This window comes from Streptomyces polyasparticus (genome assembly GCF_014493765.1).
Classification (GTDB): domain Bacteria; phylum Actinomycetota; class Actinomycetes; order Streptomycetales; family Streptomycetaceae; genus Streptomyces; species Streptomyces polyasparticus.
In genome coordinates this window covers 418,384-444,790 of sequence record NZ_JACTVJ010000001.1, presented here as the reverse complement: position 1 = coordinate 444,790, position 26,407 = coordinate 418,384, and the positions used below count along the sequence as shown (strand labels likewise).

Below are 26,407 nucleotides of genomic sequence, written 5' to 3'. Positions count from 1 at the left end.
AGGTGGAGCAGATGCTCGAACAGCCGACCGCGGCCGCGCTGGTGGAGGCGTTCGCCAACACGGTCGACGTGGAGGAGGCGAGCGACGAGATCGCCACCCCCGCCGCCCTCGCCACCTGGCTGCACAGCCGCGGACTGCGCACCTCGCGCGCCGCCGTACCGGCCGGCACGCACGCCTCGTATCTGGCCCTGCGCGCCGGCATCCGCGAACAGCTCGGCGCCCACGTCGGCGACACCCCGGACCCCGGCCTCCTGGCGGCGGCCGACCGGGTGCTGGCCGACCACCCCGTACTCGTCACCGCGAACGGATCACTGACCGCCGCCCCCGGCCTCCCGCCCGACCGCCACCCGATCGCCCAACTGGCGATCGCCTGGACCGAGTTGACGACGACGGGCGACGCGATACGGCTCAAGCGGTGCGCGGAGCACGCGTGTGCGTGGGTCTTCTGGGACACCTCGAAGAACCGCAGCCGCCGCTGGTGCTCGATGAAGATCTGCGGCAACCGCAACAAGTCGCGCGCTTATGCGGCTCGGGCGCGGGCGGGGGTGGGGGCGGCTGGTCCGGGGGCGGCGGAGTAGCCGACACCTGGGGGCTGCCGCCCAGTACCCTCCGGGAGTGGACGTGCTGTGGGTGGGGACCATCTCGACAGTGATCGGAGCCGCAGTCGGCGCACTGCTGCAGGCGTGGCGCGAACACGCCATGCACCGCAGGGAGTTGGCCGTCCGCTGGGACGAGGCACTGCTGACCGGACGGGTGGACTACCTGTCGACTGCCGACCGTACGCTGAGAGGCCTGCTGCGCTGGCGCCGAGCACGCGACGCGGGCGCGAGCACGGCGGACCTGGACGCGATGGCGACCGCGGCACTGGAGACATACGAGTCCCTGCACGAGCAGTCCCAACTCATCAGCCTCCTCACGGGCGACCGAACGGACCCCCTGCGCGTGGCCGCACGCGAGATGCGCCGCTCCCTCCTGCCGCTGTGCGACGAGGCCCGCGGCGGCGAGCACCTCGAGAACTCGCACCTGATCGACCTCATCAACGCCCACCGCGCCGCCCGCGACAGCCTCATCCTGCGAGCCCAACGCAAACTCAAGGGCGACCTGGAACAGCCGGCGACACCATCGGGAACGTAACGGGCTGGTGGTGCAGGGGTGTTGAGAGGTTCAGGCGCTCAGCACCCCGAGAGCCATCCCATGAGCCACCCCGTTCGTTCGCCCGCGCCTCACCCGCTCGGATAGCCGATCTCCGCAATGTCATCCGCGAGTTCGGCCAGGGTGATCTCCGGGTTCAGGGCATTGACCACTGACTCCGTCAGCGGACGAGAGCCCAAGATGTGACGCACAGCGTCCAGCCCTATCTCCACCTCGTAGTAGTCCTGGGCCCACCGCTGGAACGCTTCCGGCGATCGGTCCGTGAGGAGCCGGAACAGATACTGGGCACCATCCGGGTCCTCCCTCGGCTCCTCAGGAAAGTCGATCGTTCCCGTCGCCCACCGATCGGCACCCGCCTGGCGCCAGGTGCACGCCGTGACGACCGGCACCCCCTGCTCGTCGCAGAACGCGGGCTCCTCGACACACGACCGGAAGACGTCGGGAACTTCGTCCAGAACGCCAGACCAAGGCCCGTCTTCCACGTAAGGGCTCATAGGCGACTCATGGGCGAACCCGCGAACGTATGCGCCGGCAGGCGAGAAGACGATCGCGTACTCATCCCCCGAGCCGTTGCGCATCGAAGCCATGACCTCGGTCTCGGACCACCTGTGGTCGAACGAGTGATATCGCCATTCCCACTCCGGGCTCAGGGCTGCGTCCAGCATGGCAAGGGATCGGCAGTGCTCACGGAGCACGGCTGTCTCGGGCAACTGCCGAGCGACGTCTTCGATGGTCATCCGCCCATCCAAGCGCACGGCACTGACACCCTGGTGATCCTGCCCCTGCAGGTGACACCCGGGGATCCTGCCCCTGCCGGACTGACGAGCCTTCACGTACGAACACGGGAAATCGCCAACTCCTCGACCTACGACGCCCCTACTACTACGCCCCTGGCAGGAAGCCCGGCCGCTTGCCCTCCCGTCGACTGCGGCCTCGCGAGCAGGACGTGGCAGCAGCGTTCCGGAAGCTCCAGAATGAGGAACTCGCGCAGGGGCCTACGAGTTCGGCGACTACGGCTTCGAGGACCGGTCCGTCGAGGATCTCTGGCAGGCTCCACAGTGGCACGAGTACATCTGCACAGGCGGCCCCGCTTCAGTTCTGGACTTCCCTTTCGTGACCGAAGCCACGAGCCCCGAGGACGGCCCGTTCATCCGGCCACTGACCGAGGCCGAGGTACGCAGTGGACTGGCAGGCGGCAGTCCGCGTCATACGCAGAGGCGAGCTCACACTCAGAGCCACCCTCCTGACCTGCCCCAACACTTCAACACGACCGCACACGCTGGACGGGTGCGGTCGTTGATTGGACGGCGAACTTGGCTGCGGCTCTGGCCAAGGTCATAGCCTGAGAGAGCGTTATGAGGCATACCCGTTGGCAGCCAGGGCGCTAGCCACGGGCGATGCTCCGCATGGGCTTCGCCCCGTTATGTGGACATCTGCGATCTATGCAGCCAAGTTCAGGCTACCTGAGTTGATCGAGCGTCGTTCGAATTCGACCGGGCTGATGTGACCGAGTGCGGAATGGCGGCGCCGGTTGTTGTGCCAGGCCAGCCAGGTGAACACGGCCATGCGGGCATCGGTATTGCTCAACCACCGTTCTCCGTAGAGCAGTTCACGCTTGATGCTGGCGAAGAAGGATTCCGCCAGGGCGTTGTCGTAACTCGATCCGACTCGTCCCATCGAGCGGCGGATCCCGTGCTTTCGGCAGGCGGACGCGAAGGCGGCGGAGGTGTATTGGGTCCCGCGGTCCGAATGAAATACGACGCCGTCGACCGATCCGCCCCGGGTGGCCACGGCTGCTTCGAGCGCGTCGACGACGAGGTCGGAGCGCATGTGGTCGGCCATGGACCAGCCCACCACCCGGCGCGCGTGAATATCTATGACGGTGGCCAGATACATCCAGTCCTTGCCCACGGGCAGATAGGTGATGTCGCCGCACCAGCGCACATTCGGCCGGGGCGCAGAGAAGTCACGCTCCAAAGGTCCGGGGCCTTCGGGGCCCGCGCGTCGGGGATCGTGGTCCGCTTTCCCTTGCGCAGATGACGCCCGGAGATTCCGGAAGCGCGCATCAGCCGCGCCACCCGCTTGTGATTGACGACCTCGCCGCCCTCTCGCAGCTCCCGGGTAATGCGCGGCACGCCGTAGGCGCCCTTCGCCTCGCTGTGGATGCTCCGGATCTGTTCGGTCAGCGCCGCTTCCGCGTCGGCTCGGGCCTGGCGGGCCGGTCCGGCCAGACGCCATCGGTAGAAGCCCGAGCGGGAGACCCGGAGAATTCTGCACAGCCGCTGTATCCCGTACTCCAGATGGTGCGCAGAGATGAACCGCCAGCGGCTGGTCATCGATTCATCTCTTTCGCAAAATACTGGGCTGCCTTGCGAAGGATTTCCTTCTCCAGCTCCAGTTCGCGGACCTGCTTGCGCAGCCGCTTCAGCTCCTCGCGCTCGGCCGGCGTCATCGCCTCACCGCCCGCACCCACGGCAGGGCCCTTGGCGGCCCGGACCCACTGGCGCAGTGACTCGGTGTTGACCCCGAGCTCCCGGGCCACCGAGTTGATGGACCGACCGGTGGATCCCACCAACGCGACCGCGTCCTGCTTGAACTCTTCCGAGTACCGCCGTGCAGCCACCCGGACACCTCGTCCTCGGACCCCACGATCCGATCTTCAAGAGATGTCCACAAACGGGGGCAAACCCCACCTGAGGGCTACACCCTGCTGGATAACGGAGATCTCTATCTCCCCAACGGCAGTCGGGTTCCCGAGGGGGCGACCGCTCTACCCGACGGCCGCATCAAGGTCCCCGACGACGTCCCGGTGCTCCCGGAGAACGCCATCCCGCTGGGCCGGCTCGACGACGGCCGCCAGGCATATATGCGCGCGGACGGCGCCATCATTGACGACCGTCTCAACGTCATCCAGCGCCCGGAGCACGCCCCGACCGACATCGTCGACACCCCCGCAGGCCGCACCGAGACCCCACCGCCCGTACGAGCCGATGCCGAGCAGCCAGTCCTCGTCGGAGCAGGAGCACGCGCAGACGCAGCGGCCTCCCTCGGAGGCCGTACGGACGGCGGGACCACGGGTGCCCGCATGGACCTCGACAACACCGGCGGTGGCCGCGGTAGTGGGTCAGGGGCCGCCGACAACACTGCTGGGGGCGGAACCCGCGGCACGGGGTCAAGTGCGGCGGACGGCACTGGTCGCGGCAGCTCCGGCGACCTGCCTCCCAGGGGCCGCGGCCCTCTGCCCCCGAGTGGTGGGATCCTCGACGACCTCGGGCCCTCCAGGGGCGGAAGTGATCCAGCACGCGGTGCCGGCGATGGAGGTGCGCCCCCGTCACGCTCAGGCGACGGACCCGAGTCGCGAGATGGCAACACTGCAGCCGATGGCGAGCTCACGGCCGCCGAGCGCAAGGCCATCCAGGATGAGCATGTCCGGAAGGCAAATGAAGATCCGGACTGGTTCAAGGAGCACTACGGCATGCGGGACGGGGAGCCGTTCCGGAGGCAGGAAAGCAGGGTTGTCGATGGTGCTCAACTGCCCATCCTGAAGACGGGCCCGGACGGAAAGCTTGTCGCCAAGTTCGACCTGCCGCAGGGCCCTTCCGAGATCCGACACAGCCGCACGCCGCTGGGTCCCGAAACCGTGGACCCCACTCGCCGGCCCATCCTTGATGAGGCGGCAAAGAACAGCCGGGTCAGCGTGGATCTCATGAACGCAGAGAGAGCGTTCAAGGAGAATCCCTCAATCGACGCCCAGATGGACCTTGACGCCGCCAGGCATTCGTATCAGGAGCAGCTCGGCGATACACCGAACAACAGCAAGCATTCCGAAAGACTCGGCGAGCTCGCGGCCAGGCATCACGCCGTAAAGCAGCTCTTTCCGGAGGCCCAGAGGATCGTCCTCCCGAAGACGCCGAACGGCGCTAACATGCTCGACGACCTGTACGACCTCGGAGATGGCCGATATCTCGTGGTCGAGGCAAAGGGCCCGAAGGCCGGCCTCAATCCGCCGCGTCTGGGCTCGGGTCCGGCAGCGAACATGATGGTGAAGCAGGGGACCAGGCCATATCTCGACACAATCATTGATCAGATGTGGAAGCGCGGAGGGCGCGACAGAGAGTTGGCGGATGCGCTGATGGATGCTCTGGAGGACGGGAAGGTGCAATACGTTCTCGTGAAGGGCAAAGAGAACGCGGGCGCCTACGACGGCTCCGTGTTGGAACACTTCAAGATCAACTAGAGGAGCTAGTCAGTGGTCGTGCGCATCCCCCGCCATGACTTCCCAGTCGATGCGACCCGGGCGGACATGGATTCGCTCAGGGCGAGCGTCCGCCGGGTGCTTGATCGGCTTGCGAGTTCCGACATGGCCCGGTCGCGGGCGCTCAGTGTCACTGTGCACGAGGCCATGTCGTGCTGCGCCTATGCCCCGCGGACTGAAGAGCTCGAGACCTGGGAAGCATGGATCACTGCCATGCAGGTCGGTTCGGCGCTCTTCGACGCCGCCACCACTACAGATGCCACCGTCTTGGCGCGTATCGGTATCGGCGGCAAGGTCACGGAGCTTCCTGCGACTGGTCCAACTTCCTATACCCATGTGGGCAACTGGCTTACGGCGGTGTATCTGGCGACGATCTGCCGGGAGGACGATCGCCTGGACCGGCTGATGAGCGTGCCGATCTCGTTCCTTCGTGAATCCGGCGAAGGAGCGGTGTTCGACGAATACACCTACGCCTGGGCTGAAGCACTGCAGCACTACTGGCACAGGCGAGGCGACGAGATGTGGCGGACGCTGACCGAAGCGATCAAGGGCGTGAGTCCGGATGTCGCGCAGCACCCGGATAAAGAGTCGCTCCTCAAAATTCATTACCCCGTCTTGGAACTCTTCCAGCTCTACAACCGTGGCGAGACAGAGCAGTTCAATTCCTCGCTCGCGGAGTTCCTGAACTGGCATAAGCAGTACTGGTCCGCAGACGAGGCCCGGTCTTCAGACGCCGATGGCCTGGTCGCGCTGGCCCCGCTCGCCATTGTCTGCATGGCATACGACAACGACTTCCCCATCACCGTCGAATCCGATTACCTGCCGACGGCACTCCTCCAGTTCAAGTGGGCCGGCGAAGTCGACGCCTGATTGGCTTCTCCAGCCTGCGAGCGATCCGCCGGTTCCAGCAGAGTCGGGCATACACGGGCTTCTTCGTATCGCGCTCGCTGTCGTCGTGGGCATTGACGACCAATTGCGATCAGCTACTTCCGCTCTTCACCGAGCCGACGGTGTGGTGGTCGCGTCGTTGCCGAAGCGATCACTTGGAGGCCGGCATGCTGCCGACTCTCGCGCTGTCCGTCGCCGTGCTGCTGATGGCTGTACTTCTCGGCGGTTTCCCCCTCACGCCGGGTGAAATCCGTCTGTGCGCCCGGCCAGGCCCCGGGCTCCACCGGCGTAACGGCCAGGGCCGGGCGCTGCCGAGCGGGGGTGTCCGATGACGTTCACACCGCCCCGCCCCCACGACGATGTCGTCTATCGCTGGACGAGCTCGCCAACCCGCCACCCGAGCCGACACGCCCCGGCGCCCGGCTTGGCCGGTGGAGCGGTTCCGCTATCCGCGAGATCCTGCGCAACCCGAAGTACACCGGTTACCAGGTGTGGAACCGCCGCGCGACGAAGAAGGGCGGCCGCAACAACGACCCGAAGGACTGGGTGTGGTCGGCACACCCCACCCACGAGCCCCTGATTACCAAAGAGCTCTTCGACACCGTCTCCACGATGTCCTACAAACGCCGAGGCTCACGTACGAACGACGGGCCCAACTCCCACCCCGACACGCTTCGGACCTACGTCCTGCGCTCCTACGTCTGGTGTGACCTCTGCAACCGCCGGATGTTCGGCAAGACCCGCCATGACATCCCGTACTACGCCTGCCAGCCGGATCCCAAAGAGCACCTCGACCAGGCCTGGTTCCCCACACACCCTAAGAGTCTGTGGATCCGGGAAGAAATCCTCGTAGCCGCGATCTCCAGCTTCTTCACCACCTTCGTCTTCGGCCCCGACCGCAAGGTCCATCTCGACGCGGCGCTGAGGGCGGGGCCCACGGACAACCGAAGCGAGGCAGCGCTACGCGAGCGCACAGCGCTGCAGCAAGCCATCGAGGCCATCGGAGAGCGGCAGAGCCGATTGATCCAGAGCCTCGCCGAAGGGGCGCCAGACGGAATCGACCCCGCGCAGGAGAAGGTGTTCCGAGATGCCATCCGCCGCGAGCACGCCAAGCTCGGGGCACAGACCAAGGCCCTCGCTGACCAGCTGGCAGGGCTGACGACTCCCAAGAACACTCCCGTGTGCAGGCCCGACACCGCCCTGCTCGAAGCGCTCCCCCGGATGTCCATGGATCTAGCGACCGTCCCTGAGGAGATCCAGCGGCGGCTCTACGCCGCATTCGCCCTGGAAGCCCGCTACAGCCGGCCCCGAAAAGAGCTGGCGCTGCAGGTGACACTGCCCAAGCCGCTGATTGACGATCTGGCCCGCGTCACCCGTGAGCTGGAACGATGGAACAAAAAATCGGGTACCCGCACCGAAGTGCTGGTACCCGATCATGGCACCCGGGTCGGATCTTCCCGACATATCGGTCAGACCCGTTCCCATGTTGTGGGTGCCCCCGGCAGGATTCGAACCTGCGCACACGGCTCCGGAGGCCGTTGCTCTATCCCCTGAGCTACGGGGGCGTGTCAGGCGCTGCTTGAGCGGTGACGGGTAGAACCCTACCAGCTCACCGGGGGTGCACCGGAACCTGATTTTCGGGTGAGGGGTGGGCTGGGGTTCTGGTGCTCCGTGCCCAGGGTTCTTGGGCTCTGTGCTCGGCTTGCCCGGGCTTCGTGGGTAGTGGTGTGGTGGTCGGCGGGCCGGGTTCGTGCAGGTGGGGGTCGCTTGCCGCGGGCGTGGGGCGGCGTGCGCCGTTGCCTTCGGCGTCCCTTTCGCGGACCGTCTTCCCCGCGGGCGCGGGGCGGCGTCGGCGATGGCCGCTTCGATCGTCTGTTCTTCCCGTCTCCCCTGCGGGCGCGGGGCCGGCCGCGTCCCTTCGCCCCAACCTCAACCACAACCACACCCCCCCCAACTCCCAATCCACGCCCTCGCCCTCGGAACCGACACCGCCCCGCCCCGCCCCGCCCCCGGAACCGACACCGCACGGGCACGGGCACGCGCACAGGCACGGCCACGGCCACAGCCACAGCCACAGCCACAGCCACAGCCACAGCCACAGCCACAGCCACAGGAGAACGGTGAGCGGTAAGCCGAGGCACCCCGGATGTGGGTGGGTTGCCTCAGGCGTGGGACCGCCCGATGTTGAGTAGGGCAAGGACCGCCCGGTGTTGAGCAGGGCAAGGGCCGCCGGGCGGACAGTGGGGCGGGGCGTGGGCGGGAGACCATGCGGCGTGATCGGGAAGCCATGCAGCGTGCGCGGGAACCCGTACGGCGCGGGCAGGAAGCCGTGCGGCCCGCGCAGGAAGCCATACGGCCTGCGCGTATAGCGCGCGTAGTCCCGTGTCGGGCAAGCGTCCCGCGAGTGGAAGTGGCGAAAAGCCGGACGCGGTGGGCGGGGCGGACCTACCCTCGAATTTGTGCCAGGGGCGTCCGGCCGGGTGCTTGTTGTGGACGACAACAAGGTGATCCGGCAGTTGATCAGGGTCAACCTCGAGCTGGAGGGCTTCGAGGTCGTGACCGCGGCCGATGGTGCCGAGGCGCTGGACATCGTGGAGCAGGTGAGGCCCGATGCCGTCACGCTTGATGTGGTCATGCCTCGTCTCGACGGGCTGCGGACCGCTGCGCGGCTGCGGAACGATCCCGGGACGCGTGAGCTGCCGCTCGTCATCGTGAGTGCCTGTACTCAGTACGAGGTGGAGAGCGGGCTCGAGGTCGGGGTGGATGCCTTTCTCGCCAAGCCCTTCGAGCCCTCGGAGCTGGTGGCTCTGGTGAGGCGGCTGGTCGAGCAAGGTCGCGGGTCAGGGACTACGTCCGGGGCCACGTCCGGGGCTGCGTCCGGGGCTGCGTCTGTTTCTGGATCCGGGGTCGGGTCCGGGGTAGGGACTGCGTCCGGGGCTGCGTCTATTTCTGGATCCGGGGTCGGGTCCGGGGCCGGGGCCTCTGTGGATGCCTCTGCTGCCGTCGACTCTGCTGTGGTTCAGGACAAGCCCAAGGAGCGTGCCGGGCGCGGGCGGCGCTGAGGCGCACGCCCGACTCTCCGCTCGTGCGGCTCTCGGCCCCAAGACGGGGGCGCACGCCACTCTCCCCCGCACGCCGGCGCCGCTGAGGTTTCGTTCGGGGAGGTATCCGCAGGGTTACCCAGCCGTAGACGAGTAGCCGTACGGATATCCGGGGTCGGAGTGCGGCGCGAACGTGGAGGTATGACTTCACACGTGACGCGTCCCGGTCCGCTCGGCCGGGTCAAGTGGGCTTCGATGAGGGCCCTGTTGAAGAGTGCCGGACGGCTCAGCAAGGGTGTCCGGATCGGCTATCGGTACGGGTTCGACAGCGGGACCATGCTTGATTACGTCTATGTCGACAAAGCGCACGGGGCGGCGGGGATCGGGGTCCTCATCGACCGGGTCTTCCTCAACGCCGTCGGATGGCGGGCCATTCGGGCGCGCCGGGCGCTGCTGCTCGCGACGCTGGACGAGGAGATCCACCGGCGGGGCCGCAATGTCTTCGTGCTCGATGTGGCCGGCGGGCCCGGGCGCTATCTGCAGCAGCTGATCGCCGGGCACCCCGAGGGCCGGGTGCGGGTCGAGTGCCGGGATCTGTCGGAAGCCGGGCTGCGGCAGGGTGAACTGCTGGCTCAGGCAAAGGGGTTGGGCGCCGATGCCATCACCTACGAGGTGGGCGACGCGCTGGATCCCAAGCCGCCGTCGTCGGGTGCGCCGGATGTGATCGTCGTGTCCGGGCTCTACGAGCTGCTGCTCGACGAGGAGGTCATCCGCGCGTCGATGGAACGGCTGCGGGGCCTGCTCGCGCCCGGCGGCACGATGGTGTTCACCACGCAGACACGGCATCCGCAGCTCGACTTCATCGCCCACGTACTGCCCAATCGGGAGGGGAAGTTGTGGGAGATGGAGTGCCGGAGCGTGGAGCGGGCCGAGGAGTGGGCGCGCGCCGCGGGGTTCGGCGAGGTGGAGAGTGCGATGGAGACCGTGGGGCTGTTCGCGGTGACCACCGCGAAGGGATAGCCCCGGCCCAAGCCAAGAAGGGATTGCCCCGGCCCAAGCCAAACGGCCGGCCGAACGCCAACGGCCCGGGTCAGCCCAACAGCAACCAGCCCCTATGCGGCGGCTAAGCCGATGCCCGCTTACGCGCGGTCGTCTTCTTCGCCGCCGCCGTCTTGGCGCTCGACTTCTTCGCCCCGGTCGTCTTGGCCGTCTTCTTCGCGGTGGTGCCCGACGCCGCCTTCTTCGCCGCTCCCGCCGTCGACTTCTTCCCGCCGACGGCCTTCGGGGCGGCCGGCGCGCTCCTGGACGGTGCCCTCTTGGAAGAAGCGGTCTTCGAGGAATCGGTCTTGGTGGAAGCAGCCCTGGACGAAGCGGCCCTGGACGAAGCGGTCTTGGAGGATTCGGTTTTACGAGCAGCAGTCTTACGGGACTTCAGCGGCGTGACCTCGGCCACCTCGCCCTCCTCCGAAGCCTCGTCGGCGCCCTCGCCCCGCGCCGCCTGCGCCGCGCGCACGCTGCTCTCCAGGGCCGCCATCAGGTCGATCACCTTGCCGCCGCCCGCGGGCTCGGCCGGGGCCTGGGCCACGGCACCGCCGCCGGTCTTCGCGGCGATCATCTCCTCGACAGCGATGCGGTAGTCGTCGTGCAGGGTCTCGATGTCGACCTCGCCGAGCGTCTCCATCAGGGCGTCCGCGAGGTCCAGCTCGGCGTCGCGGACCGTGACGTGGGTGTCGGGGGCGACCTCGTCCGCTGCGCGGATCTCGTCGGGCCACAGCAGTCCGTGCATCGCGATCGCGTTGTCGACCACACGCAGCATGCCCAGGCGCTCGCGGCCCCTGAGCGCGAACTTGGCGATCGCCACCTTCTGGCTGCGCTTCAGAGCCTCTCTGAGCAGGGTGTACGGCTTGGCGGCCGGGACTCCGTTCGCCGCCAGGTAGTACGCCGTGTCCATCTGGAGCGGGTCGATCCGTTCGGCGGGGACGAAGGCGACGATCTCTATGGTCTTGGCGGTCGGGATCGGCAGCGACGCCAGGTCCTCGTCCGTGATCGGGATGATCGAGCCGTCGGCGTCCTCGTACCCCTTGCCGATCTCCTGGGCCGTGACCTCCTTCTCCTCCAGCTCGCACACCTTGCGGTAGCGGATCCGGCCGCCGTCGGCGGTGTGGATCTGGCGGAAGGAGACGTTGTGGTTCTCGGTGGCGTTGACGAGCTTGATCGGGATGCTGACCAGGCCGAAGGAGATGGCACCGTTCCATATGGATCGCACGTTTCGCCCCTTAAGAGAGGTGATGAGCGTCTTACGTGGGATTCTCATCGTATGACGCCGATCACAGAGGTGGAGGGGCGGCGCCTCGCGCTCTCGAATCTGGAGAAGGTGCTCTATCCCGCCCACGGCTTCACCAAGGGCGAGGTGCTGCACTACTACGCCGTGACGGCCGGTTCGCTGCTCGCGCATCTGTACAACCGGCCGGTTTCCTTTCTGCGGTTTCCGGACGGGCCCGATGGCCAGCGGTTCTTCGCCAAGAACGTGCCGCCGGGCACACCCGCGTGGGTGCGCACGGCCGAGGTGCCCCGGCGCAGCGAGGGGCGTACCGCCAAACAGGTCGTCGTACAGGATCTGGCGACTCTGATGTGGGCCGCGAATCTGGTGACCGAGTTCCATACGCCGCAGTGGCAGGCCGATGCGCCGGGCCAGGCGGACCGGATGGTGTTCGACCTCGACCCCGGGGAGCCGGCGACCATCGTCGAGTGCTGCGAGGTGGCGCTCTGGCTGCGGGAGCGGCTCGAGGCCGACGGGCTGCACGTATACGCGAAGACCTCGGGCTCGAAGGGCCTGCATGTGCTCGTACCGCTGCAGCCGACGCCGTCCGAGAAGGTCTCCGCGTACGCGAAGGAGCTGGCCGTCGAGGCCGAGCATGAGCTGCCGGGGCTGGCGCTGCACCGGATGACCAGGGCGCTGCGGCCCGGGAAGGTGTTCGTCGACTACAGCCAGAACGCGGCGGCGAAGACGACCGCGGCTCCCTATACGTTGCGGGCGCGGCCGCTGCCGACGGTGTCGGCGCCCGTCACCTGGGACGAGGTCGAGGCCTGTGGGCACCCCGATGACCTGGTGTTCCTGGCGAACGACATCGCGCCGCGGCTCCAGGAGCACGGCGATCTGCTCGGGCCCCTGATCAATCTCAACCGGGCCGGGAAGCTGCCCAAGGGGTTCCGGTGACGACGCGGGGAGCGGCGTGAGGCCCCCGGTCAAGGTCGCGCTCGCCGAGCCCGTGAGCGCGCTGCCCGAGGGGGCCGGCGGCTGGGCGTACGAGCCGAAGTTCGACGGGCATCGGCTGGTGATCTTCCACGTCGGCGGTCAGGTGCAGCTTCAGGCGCGGTCCGGGCGGATCGTGACGCGGTCCTTTCCGGATATCGCCGAGGCCGCGCGGGCGCTGCCCGAGGGGACCGTGGTCGACGGCGAGGTCGTGGTGTGGACGGAGGGGCGGGTGGACTTCGCGGCTGTGCAGCAGCGCGCCATGTCCGCGCCGGCCCGGGCGGCGGAGCTGGCGCGGGCGCTGCCGGCCTCGTATGCGGCGTTCGATCTCCTGGCGCTGCGCGGGGAGGATCTGCGGCCGGTCCCGTACACGCGGCGGCGCGAGGAGCTCGTGGCGCTGCTCGCGCCGCTCGGGCCGCCGTTGCAGGCCGTGCCGATGACGACGGACCGGGAGCTGGCGCTCACCTGGTACGAGGGGCTGCGGGAGACCGGGGTCGAAGGGCTGGTGGTCAAGCGGCTCGATCAGGGGTACCGGGCGGGGCGACGGTCGTGGCTGAAGCTGCGGCACAGCGATACGCGGGATGCGGTGGTGGTCGGGTTCACCGGGGCGGCGGCGCGGCCGCAGGCGCTGGTGGTGGTGCTGCCCGGTGACGACTCACCGGTTCTGTCGAGTCCGCTGTCCCCGAGGGTACGGGCCCAGGCGGCGGAGCTGTTGCCTTCGGCTCGTGGTGTGGGGGAGCTCAATGCGGTGGGGCTCGGGGATGTGGCGTATCGGAAGGTGGGGGGTGGGGTGGTGGTGGAGGTGCGGGAGCAGGTCACTCGGCATCGGACGGTGGGGGTTGTGCGGTTTCGGTAGGGCGGGGTGTCGGGTGGGCGGGGTCGGCGGGCTGTCGGCTGGGCGGGCTAGGCGGGTGGGCTCGGCGGGTGGGCAGGGCTGGGGCCGGTGGGGGTGCGGGTGCGTTGCGCCTGCGGCGGGCCCTTCTCCCCGCCCCGCCCCTTCCCGAGACCGGGGCTGCGCCCCGGACCCCGCATCCGAACTTCGTTCGGATCTCCTCAAACGCCGGAGCGGCTGAGTGCGCTACGTACGCAACCAAGTCCGCCGGTCCCGCGCCTGCCCGAACAGTGCCTCCACGTCCGTCGGCTTGTAGACGCCGCCCAGTGCGGCGAACGTCGTGAGGTCGGTGTCCTCGATGACGCGGGTCTCGCGCAGCGGGCCGCGCAGGTCGACCGTCGTGGCCGCGACCACCGCGAGTACCGGGCGTACCTCCGCCGTCAGGGCCAGGCAGGCCCGGTCGGCGAGTTGGCGCAGGCGGCCGATGAGCGGCTCGGGCTGTGCGCGGCCCACCGTGACCTCCGGGTCCGAGACGCGGACGCGGTGCTTGGCGGCGTGCAGGGCGTGGAACGCGAAGATGCCGCCCGGGCCGATCAGGAGGTGGTGCAGTGTGCTGCCGCCCGGCAAGGGCAGGGAGTGCAGGGCCCGCCAGCCACCCGGTTCCAGGCGGTCGAGGGTCTCGCCGACCGTCTGCTGGGCGACCAGGTCGCGGCGGCGCCGGTCGGTGCGCAGCCGGCGGACCGGGGTGGGCTCGCGGTCGAGGGAGACCAGAAGCGCCTCGCCGGGCCGGTTGGGGGCCAGGTCGTCGTCGGGGTGCAGCGCGAGGCGGGCGAGTTCGGCGCTGGTCGGCACCGGTGGGGTGCCAACCGTGACCGGTCCTGTCAGATACGGTCCGAGCGCCCGGAGCACCTCCTGCCTGCGCTCGTCCCTGAGGAGGTTGACCCGGCCGGCCTCGCGGTCGTACCAGGCGATGTTCCTGCCGTCAGGGAGGAGTACGTAGTAGCGCTCGTGTCCGTGTCGCCATGTGGGTACGACCCGCAAGTCGGCCATGCCGCATCACCCCACGACCATGGGAACAGCTCGCCGCGGCCGCGGCAATAACCCGGTCGGGCCCGGAGTCGGCCGAACGTGCCTACGCTGGACGGGACTTGAGGGGGTTGACGGATGCCGACCAGGCTCTCCTTCTCCGAGGTGCCTTCGCCGCAGCGCCGCTGGGACGAGATCGCGCCGGGGCTCTCGATGGGCGGGCACGAGATGCGCGGCGCGGGCGGACCGGCCGAACCCGTCGTCGTACGCGACGAGTTCGAGGTCGTCTGCAGTCTCCATACGGTCCCGGGCCACGGCCCCTCCACCGGTGTGGAGCATCACGTCCTAAACATCCCGGACGCCGCGCTCAGCGAGGAGCAGCTGGCCGAGGTGCGGCGGATGGCGTGGGTCGCGCATGCCTCGCTGGCGGCCGGGCGGTCGGTTCTCGTGCGGTGTTACAGCGGGTACAACCGGTCCGGTCTGGTGGCGGCCGGTGCGCTGATGCTCGGCGGGCACAAGGCCGAGGAGGCGATCGCGCTGATACGGGAGCGGCGCTCGCCGTACGCGCTGCACAACGCGACGTTCGTGCACTACCTGGTGAACGGGATGGTCGGGGCGTGAAGGGCATCCGCGCCAGGCTGCGCTGGTTCAAGGGTGAATAAGTAACGGCTCTGTCTGCACAGCTATGGGCCGCTGTTACACGGCCGCCGAATCGTCGCAATAGCGGACACATAGCTTCGAATACGTCGGAACACAGCAGGAGCACCGGCAAGCACGTCAGCAACAGCAGCCAGAGCCGTAAGGATCACTCGTGAGCACTTCTCGCCGCCCCAAGGCCCTCGTCCGTACCGCCGTCGTCTCCGCCCTCGCCGGTGGTGCGCTCCTGATTCCGGCCGCCTCCTCCTTCGCGGCCACGCCGTCCGCCGAACCCGTCAGGACCGAGTCGCCCGTCCTGCTCGCCGCCGGCGGCGGTGTCGCCGCGGCCGGTGCCGCGGGCCTCGGCTTCGCGATGATGCGCCGCGGCCGTACGGACGGCTGACCTCGGCATCCGCCGGCGCGAAGCACCCACCGCGGCGCAAAGCACCCTCTGCAGCGAAAGCACCCTCCGCGACAGAAGCATCCTCCGCAGCCCGCCTGCCACCCCCCACAGGAGCACCCCGTGACCACCCCCACCCCCACCCTCCCCCGCCGCGCCACCCGTATAGCCGCCGCGTCCGTGCTGACCGTCTCGCTCGGCGCCGGCCTGATGGGCTGCGGCCAGAGCGGGCAGCCCGGCCCGGACGTGAAGGTCGCCAACACCGCGGCCGCGCAGGCCAAGCAGGCCGTGCAGCCGATGAAGCAGTCGAAGCCGACCGGCCTGAAGATCCCCTCGGCCGGTGTGGACGCCAAGTCGATGCTCGATCTGACCACCGACGGCAACGGCGAGCTGAAGGTGCCGCCGGCCGACAAGGCGGAGCTGCCGGGCTGGTGGCAGGACGGGCCGACGCCCGGCGAGAAGGGCGCGTCCGTGCTGGTCGCGCACTACGACACCGCCAAGGGGCCGGCGCTGATGAAGAACGTCAAGGACATCAAGATCGGCGATGCCGTCGACGTTCCGCGTGCGGACGGCACCACGGCGCACTTCAAGATCCGTGAGATCGAGCAGGTGAACAAGAACGACTTTCCGACCAATAAGGTGTACGGAACGACGGACCGTGCAGAGCTGCGGCTCCTCACCTGCGGCGGCGGCCTGAAGGACGGCCACCGCACGGACAACATCATTCTCTACGCCGATCTGGTCCAGTAACCGCCTGGAGTGCCGTTGACCGTCCGCCCGGCCCGCACCGCCCTGGCGCTGTGCGCCGTCGCCCTGCTCACCGCCACGGCGGTGGGCTGCGGCGGCGCGGGCGGACTGCAGAGTGCGGGCCCGACCCCGAGCGCGGTGGGTCCGGCCCGGCTCTGGCCCGAGCTGCCGCCCGCCAAGAACGACACCCAGGACGATCTCGCCGAGGCCAAGCCCGAGGTCGTGCCGGGAATCGAGGTGCCGGACGGCGATCTGCACCGGGTGGACGCGCTCGCGGTGGTGCAGGCGGAGGTACGGGCGCACCCGGACGAGGCGAGCGGCCAGGACGCCATGCCCTCGGAGATCGCCGCGCGGATCCTCGCCTGCGAGGGGAAGGCCGGGGACAAGGGCTGCCCCGTGCTGAGCGCGTACTACCGCGATCTGACCGGCAGCGGGAAGGACGAGCTGATCGTCGGGATCGACCTGGGCAACCGGGACGACTTCGGGATCGGCATCCGCGCCTATACGCAGGACGACGGCCGGCTCGTACGGATCATGTCCACGACCCAGCCCGTGATCAGCGCGGAGCTGGCCGGGCGGGATCTGATTCTGCGCTCGCCGGCGCCGTTCGCCGGGTACGAGCTGCGTGACGTGTGGTCCTGGGACGGGACGGCGCGGTCGATGCTGCCCACGCGGATGGAGATCGTGAAGGCGCCCGGGCCGAGCGCCACGCCCCAGCGCTCGGCGGCCCCGTCACCCGCCGAAAGCGCGGGTCCCACCCTGAGCGCCACGCCCGCCGCCACCGCCTCCCCCGGGGCCACGCCGTGAGACCCCGCCTCCCCTCCTGGACCGCGTCCCTCACCTGGAAGGCAGCGGTCTTCATCACGGTCATGTGCTGTGCGCTCGCCGCGATGCTCGGCGCTTTCGTGCATGTCGCGGTCACCGGCCAGACCGTGGGCAACGCGCGCGAGAAGGCGCTGGCCAAGCTGGAGGACGTCACCCGTTTGTACGAAGCGGGCGACCGGCTTCCGCCCGACGCGGGGATCGACCTGGCGGGCCTGCCCGGCTCCCTGCGCGACCTGGCCCTGCAGGGCAAGCGCGGCACCATGGTCGCCGAGGACGACGGGCAGCCCGTGATGTGGGCGGCGGGCCCGGCGGACAGCGGCCAGGTCGTGGCCGTGGGCGTCGACTACGCGCAGGGTGCGCGGACCATCGAGGGCCTGGACCGCGCCATCGCGGTCTCCTCGGTCCTGGCGATCGGCACGACGCTCCTGATCGGGGCGTTCGGCGTGACCCGTGTGACGCGGCGGCTGCACCAGACGGCCACGGTCGCGCGCCGGATCAGCGCGGGCGACCTGGACGCCCGGGTCGAAGACCCCCGTACGAAGGATCCCGGCCGCGCACAGGACGAAGTGGCCACCGTGGCGGGGGCGTTGGACACCATGGCCGCCTCGCTGCAGGGCAAGCTGGAGAGCGAGCAGCGGTTCACCGCCGATGTGGCGCACGAGCTGCGCACCCCGCTGACCGGACTGCACGCGGCGGCCGAACTCCTGCCGCCGGGGCGGCCCGCCGAGATGGTGCGCGAGCGGGTGCAGACGATGCGGACGCTCACCGAGGATCTGCTCGAGATCTCCCGGCTCGACTCCCGGCGCGAGCAAGTCGACCTGGACACCCATGCGTTGGGGCCGCTCGTCGAACGTACGGCGCAGGCTTCGGGGACGGACACCGAGGTCGTCGTCGTACGGGATGTACGCGTGGAGACCGACCGCCGGCGGCTCGAGCGGGTGCTCGGCAACCTGATCGCCAACGCACACAAGCACGGCCGCGCTCCGGTGCTCGTGACCGTGGACGGTCCGGTGGTTTCCGTGCGGGACCACGGTGACGGATACCCGGACTACCTCGTGGAGCACGGACCGCAGCGGTTCCGTACCGAGGGCGGCGCCAAGGGACATGGGCTCGGGCTGACCATCGCGGTGGGCCAGGCGCGGGTCCTGGGTGCACAGTTGGACTTCGCGAACGCGCCGGAGGGCGGTGCGGTGGCGCGGCTGACGCTGCCGTACGAGGAGGCCTGAGGCCGGTTCCCTTTTGCGAACTCCGAGGGCTGCTCCTAGCGTGATCACACCGGTTCGCCCCTTCTCAGGAGGCCCTCATGTCGCTCCGGTCCACCGCCCTTCGCCTGGGCATATCCACCACGCTCGGCGCGCTCTGCCTCGCCGGGGCCGCGATCCCCTCGTACGCGCAGCCGTCCGCGCAGACCTCTGTTCACTTGCTGCCCGCAGACCCCGGCAACAACCCGCCGCCGAGCTATCTGGGCCGGATCAGCGCCCGCAACGGGCTGCTCCTGCGCGACGCACCGACCCGCGGCAGCAGGATCGTACGGACCGAGCCGTACGGCGCGATCGTGCACATCTTCTGCAAGACCCGCGGCGAGAACGTCCAGGGCAACGACCGCTGGTACCAGCTGACCGACGGGACCTGGGCCTGGGGCGCGGCGTACTACATCGACAACATCGGGCCCGCGCCGCGCTGGTGCTGAGCGCCGCCCACTCCCCTTCGCATGACGAAAACGTCCCGATATAACGGGACATCACACCCACCCATTGCTACCGTCCGCGCATGACCGGATCGACGGCAGACTTCAAGGACCTGAAGGACCTGGCGGGGCTCACCGACCCGCGGGACGCCGCCGTCACCGGGGCCGGGCCGATGCGCCGGCGCGGGGTCGAACTCGCGCTGCTCGTCCTCGCCGTGGGCCTCAGCGTCTGCGGGTATGTCTCCGTCGGCCTCGCCCGGCACGGTGTGGTGCCGCCGGGCGCGGCCGGATACGGGGCCGGGCTCGGGGTGCTCGCCCTGGTCGCGCATCTCGCGGTGCGGCTGCGCGCGCCGTACGCCGATCCGCTGCTGCTGCCTTCGGCGGTGCTGCTCAACGGGCTCGGCCTCGTGCTGATCTACCGCCTCGACCAGGAGACCCCGCTCGACCAGGCCGCGCCGGCCCAACTGGTGTGGTCCACGGTCGGCGTGGGGCTGTTCATCCTGGTCGTGCTCGCGCTGCGGGACCACCGCACACTGCAGCGTTACGCGTATCTGTCGGGCCTCGCCGCGCTCGCGCTGCTCACGGTGCCGATCTTCTTCCCGCCGGTAAACGGGGCGCGCCTGTGGGTGCGGATCGGCGGTCTGTCGCTGCAGCCGGGCGAGTTCGCGAAGATCCTGCTCGCGGTGTTCTTCGCGGCCTATCTCGCGGCGAACCGCAGCGCGCTCGCGTACGCGGGCCGGCGGGTGCTCTGGATGCGGCTGCCGACGGGGCGGGTGCTCGGTCCGGTCGTGGCGATCTGGCTGGTGAGCGTCGCGGTGCTCGTGGTGGAGCGCGACCTCGGCACCTCGCTGCTCTTCTTCGGGCTCTTCGTGATCCTCCTTTTCGTGGCCACCGGGCGGAAGGGGTGGCTCGCGGTCGGGCTGCTGCTCGGCAGCGCGGGCGCGTATGCGGCGGCGCGCCTCGAACCGCATGTGCACGCGCGTGTGACGGACTGGCTGCATCCGCTGGCGTCGATCGAGGCGGGCGAGGGACCCAACCAACTCGCCCAGTCACTCTTCGCGTTCGCGGCCGGCGGGATGCTCGGCACCGGACTCGGCAAGGGCGAGTCGATCCTGATCGGGTTCGCCGCGAAGTCCGACTTCATCCTGGCGACGGCCGGCGAGGAGCTGGGGCTCGTCGGACTGTCGGCCGTCTTCGTCCTGTACGGGGTGCTCGTGGCGCGCGGCTACCGGACGGGCCTCGCGCTGCGGGACGCCTTCGGGCGGCTGCTCGCGGTCGGGCTCGCTTCGATCCTCGCCCTTCAGGTGTTCGTGATCGCGGGCGGAGTGATGGGGCTCATCCCGCTGACCGGTATGGCGATGCCCTTTCTCGCGCAGGGCGGTTCGTCCGTGGTGACCAACTGGATCATGGTGGCGCTGCTCATCCGGCTGAGCGATTCCGGGCGCAGACGTCCCGAGGAGGGAGCCGTATGACCCGCCGGATCCGCATCGAGGTCGCCGAGATGTGCCGGGAGGGTTCCGAGATGTGCCGGGAGGGTTCCGCGATGTGCCGGGAGGGTTCCGAGTGACCCGTCAGATCCGCTGGGCCGCGGCCTTCTGTCTGCTGCTCACGGCGCTGCTGCTGCTCAACGCGGCGCGCATCCAGATCGTCCAGTCCGCCACGTACGACGACAATCCGGCCAACCGCCGCCAGGACATCGCCCGTTACAGCCAGCCGCGCGGTGACATCTATGTCGGCGGGCGGCCGGTCACCGGGTCCGAGGACACCGGTGAGCAGCTCCGCTACGAACGCACGTACAAGAATGGGCCGTTGTACGCGCCGGTCACCGGCTATGCCTCGCAGGTGTACGGCTCGACGCTCCTGGAGAACACCGAGGACCGGATCCTGTCGGGCACCTCGCCGCTCCTGTCGCCGCTGCCGTTCCTCGGCGACCTCACGCGGGAGCCGCAGCCGGGCGGGCGGGTGCACACCACGATCGAGCCGGCGATGCAGCGGGCGGCGTACGACGGGCTCGGCGGCAAGCAGGGTGCGGTGGCGGCGATCGAGCCGTCCACGGGCAAGATCCTGGCCCTGGTCTCGACGCCTTCGTACGATCCGGGGCTCCTTTCGGGGAACGGGATCACCGCCGCACGGCACTGGTCCCGGCTGAACGCGGCCGCGAGCAAGCCGATGCTGAACCGGGCGATCCGGCAGACGTATCCGCCGGGTTCGGCGTTCAAGGTGGTGACGGCGGCCGCCGCGCTCGACGCGGGCGTCATCACGGATGTGGACGCGCCCACGAACTCCCCCGATCCGTACCGCCTTCCGGGCACGTCCACCGCGCTCGGCAACGAGGTCAAGGGCTGCGCGAACGCTTCCCTGCGCTATGCGTTCACCTGGTCCTGCAACACCGTCTTCGCGCATCTCGGCGTCGATGTGGGCCTCGGCGCGATGGCGGGCACGGCGCAGCGCTTCGGGTTCAACACCCGGGGGCTGCGCATCCCTTCACCCGTCGCGACCAGCAACTTCGACACGTCGATGGACAAGGCACAGCTCGCGCTGTCCTCGATCGGGCAGTACGACACCACGGCGACGCCGCTGCAGATGGCGATGGTCGCGTCGGCGGTGGCGGCGGGCGGGGACCTCAAGGCGCCCTATCTGGTCGACCGTGCGACGGATGCGTCCGGGGACACGGTCTCGTTGCCGCAGCCGCGGTCGCTGCGGCAGGCGTTCAACCCCGCGACGGCGGCGGTGCTCCGGGAGCTGATGGTCGAGGTCGTCGAGAAGGGGACGGGGCGCAATGCAGCGATCCCGGGGGCGGTGGTGGGGGGGAAGACGGGGACGGCGCAGCACGGCTTCGGCAACACGGGGCTGCCGTACGCGTGGTTCATCTCCTGGGCGCAGCCTGCCGATTCGGCTGCGCCGGCGGTGGCGGTGGCGGTGGTCGTGGAGGATGCGTCGGCGGTGCGGGATGACATCAGTGGGGGTGGGAGTGCGGCGCCTATTGCTCGGGCGGTGATGGAGGCGGGGCTTGTGCGTGCGGGGGCCGGTGGGCGCTGGCGTTGACGGGGTGGGCTGGTCGCTGCGGGGGCGTCTCCGTGGGGCGTGCTGTGCCCACCCGTGCCGCCCTGCGGCACGACTGCCCACAGCACGTAGCACGGGTGGCACGGGTGCCCGCAGCACGGTGGCTGGTCAGGCGGCGGGGCTGCCCGGGAGGGGTTCGCGGCGGGTCAGCCAGGGCTTGGGGACCGCGTCCGTGCCCGTGCGGGCGGCGACCACGCCGGCGGTGATGGCGCAGGTCGTGTCCACGTCGCCGAAGCCCTCGGCCGTGGTCCACAGCGCGGAGACCAGGTCGTCGGGGTGGCGGGCGGCGGACCAGAGCGCGAAGGGGACGGTGTCGTCGGCGCGTACGCGCTGTCCGTTGCCGAGGAGATCGGCCGCGCGCCACGGCTCTGTCGTGAACGGCACGTCCGCCGCGCGCTCGATGCCCTCCCGTACGGGCCCTTCGGGCGTGGCCGCGGCGACCGCCCGGAGCCCGAGCTCACCGCGTACGGACAGTGCCGCGGCCACCGCCACGGCCACGGCGCCCGCGATGCCGTCAGGGTGGGCATGGGTCACCTCGGCGGACAACACCGCCTGCTCGGCGACGCGTTGGAGGTCGTGCGCGAACCAGGCGCCGAGCGGGGCCACCCGCATCGCGGCACCGTTGCCGAGCGAGCCCTGGCCGTCGAAGAGCTCACCGCCCAGGCGCCGCCACTCGGCCGGCGCGTGCAGCAGCTGGGGCAGGAGCTGGTGCATCCCGTATCCGTAGCCGCGCGCCGGGTCGGCGTCGTAGACGAGCGCGAAGGCCGCGGCGAGCTCCTGCTGCCGGATCTCGCCGTACTGGTCGAGGACGCGCTGGATGCCGAGCGCCATGGCGGTGTCGTCGGTCCAGTGCCAGTCCGGCTCCTCGGGCATCCGGCGGGCCCGTATCTGCTCGTACGCCTCCTTGGGCTCACGGAACAGCGGGAACCACCGCTCGCCGAACGCGTCCCCGAGCGCGAGCCCTTCGAGACTGCGGCGGGCGGCGGCGCGGTGCGGGGCGGGGCCTGGGGCGGGTGCGGGCGTCATGTCCCGATCCTGCCGGAGGCGACCGCTCAGGGCGATCGAGTTCCAGCCGGATGCGGACCATCAGGTGGGCCGGGAGACGGACCCGTCAGGCCTCGGCCCCCTGTGCGATCGCCTCGGTCACTTCCTCCGCCCTGGCCGCCTCCTCCGCGGCGAAGCGCTCGGCGTCCAGCTTCTCCGCGATCTCCTCGTCCTGGGCCATGAGTTGGTCCAGGTTGGCGTTGCCCATTTCGAAGACGCCCATGTCCACGTACGCCTCCTGGAGGCGTTTGCCCCACAGGCCGATGTCGCGGACGCACGGGACGATGCGGGAGAAGAGCAACTGCCGGAAGAGGGCGAGGAATTCGGACTGCTCGCTGTACTCCTCGGCCTCCGCCTTCGGAATGCCGAAGTTCTCCAGGACCTCCACGCCGCGCAGCCGGTCGCGCATCAAGTAGCAGCCCTCGATGACGAATTCCTCGCGCTCGCGCAGCTCCGCGTCCGTGAGCTGCTTGTAGTAGTCGCGCAGCGCCATGCGGCCGAAGGCCACGTGCCGGGCCTCGTCCTGCATCACGTAGGCAAGGATCTGCTGCGGAAGCGGCTTGTCCGTCGTGTCGCGGATCATGCCGAAGGCCGCGAGGGCGAGCCCCTCGATGAGGACCTGCATGCCCAGATACGGCATGTCCCAGCGGGAGTCGCGCAGGGTGTCGCCGAGGAGGGACTGGAGGTTGTCGTTGATCGGGTAGGCCATGCCCACCTTGTCGTGCAGGAAGCGGCCGAAGATCTCCGCGTGCCGGGCCTCGTCCATGGTCTGCGTGGCCGAATAGAACTTCGCGTCCAGATCGGGGACGGACTCGACGATCCGCGCCGCGCAGATCATCGCGCCCTGTTCACCGTGCAGGAACTGGCTGAACTGCCAGGAGGCGAAGTGCTGCCGCAGCTCCCCCTTGTCGCGCTCCGTCAGCTTCGCCCAGTGGCGCGTGCCGTACAGGGAGAGCGACTCGTCCGGGGTGCCGAGCGGGTCGTACGGATCGACCTCGAGGTCCCAGTCGATGCGTTTCGCACCGTCCCACTGCTTGTCCTTGCCCTTCTGGTAGAGCGCGAGCAGCCGCTCACGGCCGTCGTCGTACTCCCAGTTGAAGCGGGCCGCCCCCGTGGCCGGCACCTGCCAGATCGGTTCCGCCGGGGGCTGGATGTAGCGGTCATACGTCGGCACGGACGGCTCCTTCTCCTCGCAGGCAGGGCCCCGGAGACCCCGACTCGCCTTGCAGGAACGGGCAGTTGGCAGGTTCACACGGTGGTAGACGCGCGGTCAACAAGTCGCGCGCAGGGGATTGACGGCCTTGCTGACAAGCAGTCTCATAACAAGTGACCCCCGGTAACCGAGTCACGAGGTGACAACCGCGATGACGACCATGACGGAAGCGGGCACGAGCCACGCCCTCAGGGACGCGCTCGGCCTGCTCAAGGACCGTGAACAAGTCGCCGAGCGGCTCCTCGAGTCTTCCGCCAAGCACTCCTTCGACCCGGACAAGGAGCTGGACTGGGACGCTCCGGTCGAGGAAGGCAAGTGGTTCTGGCCGCCGGAGCTCGTCTCGCTCTACGACACCCCGCTGTGGAAGCGGATGTCCGAGGAGCAGCGGATGGAGCTCGCACGGTACGAGGCGGCCTCGCTGGCCTCTCTCGGCATCTGGTTCGAGATCATCCTGATGCAGCTGCTCGTACGGCACATCTATGACAAGCCGATGGACAGCGCCCATGTCCGTTACGCGCTCACGGAGATAGCGGACGAGTGCCGGCACTCGATGATGTTCGCGCGCATGATCAAGAAGGGCGGGGCGAAGGTCTACCCCGTCAGCAAGCTCAACCACAATCTGGCCCGGGTGCTCAAGACCGTCTCGACCACGCCGGGTTCCTTCGCCTGCACCCTGCTCGGCGAGGAGATCCTCGACTGGATGCAGCGGCTGACCTTCCCGGACGAGCGCGTGCAGACCCTCGTACGGGGAGTGACGCGGATCCATGTCGTCGAGGAGGCCCGCCATGTGCGGTACGCCCGCGAGGAGTTGAGGCGCCAGATGGTGACCGCGCCGCGCTGGGAGCGGGAGTTGACCCGGATCAGCTCCGGCCAGGCGGCCAAGGTGTTCTCGGTGGCGTTCGTGAACCCGCAGGTCTACACGGACGTCGGCCTCGACCGCCGCGAGGCGCTCGCGCAGGTCAAGGCGAGCGGGCACCGGCGCGAGGTGATGCAGTCCGGGGCCAAGCGGCTGACCGACTTCCTCGACGACATCGGGGTGTTGCAGGGTCCCGGACGCCGGCTGTGGAAGAGCTCGGGGCTGCTCGCGTAGATGGTCTCCGGCCTGTGGCGGGCGCCGGCGGATTACGCTTCGGGCATGTCCCCGGCGCCCGTTTCCCCCTCCGCGAACCCCCCGAATCCCGCGAGACCCGCAAGTCCCGCACGCCCCTCGGGCCCCGCGAATCCCGTGGCCCCCGTGGCGCCCACGGCCCCCGCGTACCGGCGCCTGAGCGTCGAGGCACGACGCAGCCAGCTGCTCGAAGCGGCGCTCGGGCTCTTCGCGCACCGGGCGCCCGAGGAGGTCTCCCTCGACGATGTCGCCGAGGCGGCCGGGGTGTCGCGGCCGCTCGTCTACCGCTACTTCCCCGGCGGCAAACAGCAGTTGTACGAGGCGGCGCTGCGCTCGGCGGCCGATGTGCTCGAGCAGTGCTTCGACGAACCGCCCACCGGACCGCTCACCGAGCGCCTCGGCCGGGCCCTCGACCGCTACCTCGCCTTCGTCGACTCCCACGACACCGGCTTCGCCGCGCTTCTCCAGGGCGGCAGCGTCGTCTCCACCTCCCGTACGACCGCGATAGTCGACGAGGTCCGGCGGGCCGCGGCGGCGAGCATCCTCGGCCATATGCCCGTGGGCACCCCGGGCCCGCGGCTGCATCTGCTCGTACGGACCTGGATCTCCGCCGTCGAGGCGGCCTCGCTCATCTGGCTCGACGAGGACAAACAGCCCCCGGCCGGTGAGCTGCGGGACTGGCTGCTCGACCAGTTCGTCGCCCTGCTGACCGCCACCGCGGCCTCCGACGAGCAGACGGCGACGGTGCTGCGCTCGGCCCTGGCGATGGAGCGCGCGGACGGGCCGGTGGGGCGGCTCGCCCGGAAGGTGCTGCCCGTGGTGAGCGAGGCAGGTCATCTGCTGTGAGGGGGCACCCGGGAGGCGGCGCTCCGGGGCGCGAGCTGTGACACTTGCCTGGTGAACCGCGACCCGATCACCTTCGTCGGCGGCCCGCTCGACGGCCGCGTCCTCGACGTCCTCACCGGCCCGACCGGCCATCCGCCCAAGCTCTACAAGATCCCGGTCCCCGCCACCGAGGACTCCCCCGCCACGACCGTCGTCTATCGGCGCGTGGCCGCGGGACGGCAAGGGGTGCGGCAGCTCTGGCGCTACGAGTACGACGCGGACGGGAACGCGGAGACGGGGCGCCTGAGGTGGCCCTGGTCGAAGCCCGGGCCCGCTGAATGAGTGAGCAGCATGCCCCATACCGCCCAGTTGTAGGCTTTTCAGCCTGATTGCATCGCATGCTCCTCCTGGG

Annotated in this window: 24 protein-coding genes, 1 tRNA gene and 3 pseudogenes; 21 read left to right on the top strand and 7 right to left on the bottom strand. The window is 69.6% G+C overall.

Annotated features, from left to right (window positions below; all coding sequences use genetic code 11):
- Nucleotides 1–11 precede the first annotated feature (11 nt).
- Together H9Y04_RS01935 and H9Y04_RS01930 are read left to right on the top strand one after the other, a co-directional pair.
- Nucleotides 12–578 carry a CGNR zinc finger domain-containing protein gene (locus H9Y04_RS01935; RefSeq protein ID WP_187811810.1) on the top strand — a complete coding sequence of 189 codons (567 nt, stop codon included), beginning with the start codon at nt 12–14 and terminating at the stop codon, nt 576–578.
- 70 nt (nt 579–648) lie between these two features.
- Nucleotides 649–1,134 (top strand): hypothetical protein, encoded by a 486-nt coding sequence (locus H9Y04_RS01930; protein WP_187811809.1) that lies wholly within the window; start codon nt 649–651, stop codon nt 1,132–1,134.
- A gap of 89 nt (nt 1,135–1,223) precedes the next feature.
- Here the strand turns inward: H9Y04_RS01930 and H9Y04_RS01925 are convergent, their stop codons facing one another.
- Both H9Y04_RS01925 and H9Y04_RS01920 read right to left on the bottom strand, forming a co-directional pair.
- Nucleotides 1,224–1,889: a hypothetical protein gene (locus H9Y04_RS01925; protein ID WP_187811808.1), complete on the bottom strand. Its 666-nt coding sequence runs from the start codon at nt 1,887–1,889 to the stop codon at nt 1,224–1,226.
- Nucleotides 1,890–2,592: 703 nt separating this feature from the next.
- Nucleotides 2,593–3,775, bottom strand: a pseudogene (locus tag H9Y04_RS01920) (IS3 family transposase).
- A 186-nt stretch (nt 3,776–3,961) separates the two neighbouring features.
- Between H9Y04_RS01920 and H9Y04_RS01915 the strand changes: the two are divergent.
- From H9Y04_RS01915 to H9Y04_RS48395, 3 genes and pseudogenes are all read left to right on the top strand, one after another.
- A complete protein-coding gene (locus H9Y04_RS01915) occupies nt 3,962–5,389 on the top strand; it encodes a hypothetical protein (protein WP_187811807.1) in 1,428 nt (475 codons plus the stop codon).
- A gap of 12 nt (nt 5,390–5,401) precedes the next feature.
- Nucleotides 5,402–6,277, top strand: a complete 876-nt coding sequence (locus tag H9Y04_RS01910; RefSeq protein WP_308800827.1) for an immunity 49 family protein — start codon at nt 5,402–5,404, stop codon at nt 6,275–6,277.
- A gap of 261 nt (nt 6,278–6,538) precedes the next feature.
- A pseudogene (locus tag H9Y04_RS48395) lies at nt 6,539–6,895 on the top strand (recombinase family protein); the annotation flags it as partial.
- Between the two features lie 893 nt (nt 6,896–7,788).
- On the opposite strand, the gene H9Y04_RS01900 reads toward H9Y04_RS48395, so the two are convergent.
- Nucleotides 7,789–7,860: transfer RNA gene (locus H9Y04_RS01900), tRNA-Arg, on the bottom strand.
- A 924-nt stretch (nt 7,861–8,784) separates the two neighbouring features.
- Here H9Y04_RS01900 and H9Y04_RS01895 point away from each other — a divergent pair.
- From H9Y04_RS01895 to H9Y04_RS48940, 3 genes are all read left to right on the top strand, one after another.
- Nucleotides 8,785–9,357, top strand: a complete 573-nt coding sequence (locus tag H9Y04_RS01895) for a response regulator (protein ID WP_308800826.1) — start codon at nt 8,785–8,787, stop codon at nt 9,355–9,357.
- A gap of 180 nt (nt 9,358–9,537) precedes the next feature.
- Nucleotides 9,538–10,356 carry a class I SAM-dependent methyltransferase family protein gene (locus H9Y04_RS01890; RefSeq protein ID WP_187811805.1) on the top strand — a complete coding sequence of 273 codons (819 nt, stop codon included), beginning with the start codon at nt 9,538–9,540 and terminating at the stop codon, nt 10,354–10,356.
- Between the two features lie 200 nt (nt 10,357–10,556).
- A complete protein-coding gene (locus tag H9Y04_RS48940; RefSeq protein WP_498067158.1) occupies nt 10,557–10,973 on the top strand; it encodes a pentapeptide repeat-containing protein in 417 nt (138 codons plus the stop codon).
- Here the strand turns inward: H9Y04_RS48940 and ku are convergent.
- A pseudogene (gene ku / locus H9Y04_RS01885) lies at nt 10,859–11,650 on the bottom strand (non-homologous end joining protein Ku); the annotation flags it as partial. The gene H9Y04_RS48940 and the pseudogene ku sit on opposite strands and share 115 nt — an antisense overlap.
- A gap of 3 nt (nt 11,651–11,653) precedes the next feature.
- Here ku and ligD point away from each other — a divergent pair.
- On the top strand, nt 11,654–12,553 hold the full coding sequence (gene ligD, locus H9Y04_RS01880; RefSeq protein ID WP_187811803.1) for a non-homologous end-joining DNA ligase: 900 nt from the start codon (nt 11,654–11,656) through the stop codon (nt 12,551–12,553).
- A 16-nt stretch (nt 12,554–12,569) separates the two neighbouring features.
- On the top strand, nt 12,570–13,445 hold the full coding sequence (locus H9Y04_RS01875; protein ID WP_308800825.1) for an ATP-dependent DNA ligase: 876 nt from the start codon (nt 12,570–12,572) through the stop codon (nt 13,443–13,445).
- Nucleotides 13,446–13,667: 222 nt separating this feature from the next.
- On the opposite strand, the gene H9Y04_RS01870 is transcribed toward H9Y04_RS01875, so the two are convergent.
- Nucleotides 13,668–14,471, bottom strand: a complete 804-nt coding sequence (locus H9Y04_RS01870; protein ID WP_187811802.1) for a nuclease-related domain-containing protein — start codon at nt 14,469–14,471, stop codon at nt 13,668–13,670.
- 114 nt (nt 14,472–14,585) lie between these two features.
- On the opposite strand from H9Y04_RS01870, the gene H9Y04_RS01865 reads away from it, so the two are divergent.
- From H9Y04_RS01865 to H9Y04_RS01830, 8 genes are all read left to right on the top strand, one after another.
- On the top strand, nt 14,586–15,068 hold the full coding sequence (locus H9Y04_RS01865) for a protein-tyrosine phosphatase family protein (RefSeq protein ID WP_187811801.1): 483 nt from the start codon (nt 14,586–14,588) through the stop codon (nt 15,066–15,068).
- Nucleotides 15,069–15,258: 190 nt separating this feature from the next.
- Nucleotides 15,259–15,486: a hypothetical protein gene (locus tag H9Y04_RS01860; RefSeq protein ID WP_187811800.1), complete on the top strand. Its 228-nt coding sequence runs from the start codon at nt 15,259–15,261 to the stop codon at nt 15,484–15,486.
- A 120-nt stretch (nt 15,487–15,606) separates the two neighbouring features.
- Nucleotides 15,607–16,233: a class F sortase gene (locus H9Y04_RS01855; protein WP_308800824.1), complete on the top strand. Its 627-nt coding sequence runs from the start codon at nt 15,607–15,609 to the stop codon at nt 16,231–16,233.
- Nucleotides 16,234–16,242: 9 nt separating this feature from the next.
- The gene (locus tag H9Y04_RS01850; RefSeq protein WP_438818061.1) at nt 16,243–17,037 is read left to right on the top strand and encodes a hypothetical protein; all 795 of its coding nucleotides are present in this window, start codon (nt 16,243–16,245) and stop codon (nt 17,035–17,037) included.
- Nucleotides 17,034–18,281 (top strand): ATP-binding protein, encoded by a 1,248-nt coding sequence (locus tag H9Y04_RS01845; RefSeq protein ID WP_308800823.1) that lies wholly within the window; start codon nt 17,034–17,036, stop codon nt 18,279–18,281. Before H9Y04_RS01850 ends, H9Y04_RS01845 begins: the two co-directional genes overlap by 4 nt.
- A gap of 77 nt (nt 18,282–18,358) precedes the next feature.
- Nucleotides 18,359–18,745, top strand: coding sequence for an SH3 domain-containing protein (locus H9Y04_RS01840; RefSeq protein ID WP_187811799.1), 387 nt, complete (start codon nt 18,359–18,361; stop codon nt 18,743–18,745).
- A gap of 170 nt (nt 18,746–18,915) precedes the next feature.
- On the top strand, nt 18,916–20,214 hold the full coding sequence (locus H9Y04_RS01835) for an FtsW/RodA/SpoVE family cell cycle protein (protein WP_187811889.1): 1,299 nt from the start codon (nt 18,916–18,918) through the stop codon (nt 20,212–20,214).
- Nucleotides 20,215–20,305: 91 nt separating this feature from the next.
- Nucleotides 20,306–21,787, top strand: a complete 1,482-nt coding sequence (locus H9Y04_RS01830) for a penicillin-binding transpeptidase domain-containing protein (RefSeq protein WP_187811798.1) — start codon at nt 20,306–20,308, stop codon at nt 21,785–21,787.
- Nucleotides 21,788–21,913: 126 nt separating this feature from the next.
- Here the strand turns inward: H9Y04_RS01830 and H9Y04_RS01825 are convergent, their stop codons facing one another.
- Both H9Y04_RS01825 and H9Y04_RS01820 read right to left on the bottom strand, forming a co-directional pair.
- Complete coding sequence (locus H9Y04_RS01825; RefSeq protein WP_187811797.1) at nt 21,914–22,831, bottom strand: ADP-ribosylglycohydrolase family protein; 918 nt, start codon at nt 22,829–22,831, stop codon at nt 21,914–21,916.
- 85 nt (nt 22,832–22,916) lie between these two features.
- On the bottom strand, nt 22,917–24,023 hold the full coding sequence (locus H9Y04_RS01820; protein WP_187811796.1) for a ferritin-like domain-containing protein: 1,107 nt from the start codon (nt 24,021–24,023) through the stop codon (nt 22,917–22,919).
- A 190-nt stretch (nt 24,024–24,213) separates the two neighbouring features.
- Here H9Y04_RS01820 and H9Y04_RS01815 point away from each other — a divergent pair, with 190 nt between their 5' ends.
- From H9Y04_RS01815 to H9Y04_RS01805, 3 genes are read left to right on the top strand one after another with little or no spacing between them, the layout of a single operon-like run.
- Nucleotides 24,214–25,152, top strand: coding sequence for an AurF N-oxygenase family protein (locus tag H9Y04_RS01815; RefSeq protein WP_187811795.1), 939 nt, complete (start codon nt 24,214–24,216; stop codon nt 25,150–25,152).
- Nucleotides 25,153–26,016, top strand: a complete 864-nt coding sequence (locus tag H9Y04_RS01810; RefSeq protein ID WP_438818060.1) for a TetR/AcrR family transcriptional regulator — start codon at nt 25,153–25,155, stop codon at nt 26,014–26,016.
- Nucleotides 26,017–26,067: 51 nt separating this feature from the next.
- Nucleotides 26,068–26,337 (top strand): DUF8847 domain-containing protein, encoded by a 270-nt coding sequence (locus tag H9Y04_RS01805; RefSeq protein ID WP_187811793.1) that lies wholly within the window; start codon nt 26,068–26,070, stop codon nt 26,335–26,337.
- The last annotated feature ends 70 nt before the right edge of the window (nt 26,338–26,407 follow it).

Excerpts from the sequence above, each read along its gene's own strand:
- H9Y04_RS01935 (WP_187811810.1), top strand. The coding sequence starts at position 12 with ATGCTCGAACAGCCGACCGCGGCCGCGCTGGTGGAGGCGTTCGCCAAC.
- H9Y04_RS01925 (WP_187811808.1), bottom strand. The coding sequence starts at position 1,889 with ATGACCATCGAAGACGTCGCTCGGCAGTTGCCCGAGACAGCCGTGCTC.
- H9Y04_RS01890 (WP_187811805.1), top strand. The coding sequence starts at position 9,538 with ATGACTTCACACGTGACGCGTCCCGGTCCGCTCGGCCGGGTCAAGTGG.
- ligD (WP_187811803.1), top strand. The coding sequence starts at position 11,654 with ATGACGCCGATCACAGAGGTGGAGGGGCGGCGCCTCGCGCTCTCGAAT.
- H9Y04_RS01870 (WP_187811802.1), bottom strand. The coding sequence starts at position 14,471 with ATGGCCGACTTGCGGGTCGTACCCACATGGCGACACGGACACGAGCGC.
- H9Y04_RS01865 (WP_187811801.1), top strand. The coding sequence starts at position 14,586 with ATGCCGACCAGGCTCTCCTTCTCCGAGGTGCCTTCGCCGCAGCGCCGC.
- H9Y04_RS01840 (WP_187811799.1), top strand. The coding sequence starts at position 18,359 with ATGTCGCTCCGGTCCACCGCCCTTCGCCTGGGCATATCCACCACGCTC.
- H9Y04_RS01835 (WP_187811889.1), top strand. The coding sequence starts at position 18,916 with ATGCGCCGGCGCGGGGTCGAACTCGCGCTGCTCGTCCTCGCCGTGGGC.
- H9Y04_RS01825 (WP_187811797.1), bottom strand. The coding sequence starts at position 22,831 with ATGACGCCCGCACCCGCCCCAGGCCCCGCCCCGCACCGCGCCGCCGCC.
- H9Y04_RS01815 (WP_187811795.1), top strand. The coding sequence starts at position 24,214 with ATGACGACCATGACGGAAGCGGGCACGAGCCACGCCCTCAGGGACGCG.
- H9Y04_RS01810 (WP_438818060.1), top strand. The coding sequence starts at position 25,153 with ATGGTCTCCGGCCTGTGGCGGGCGCCGGCGGATTACGCTTCGGGCATG.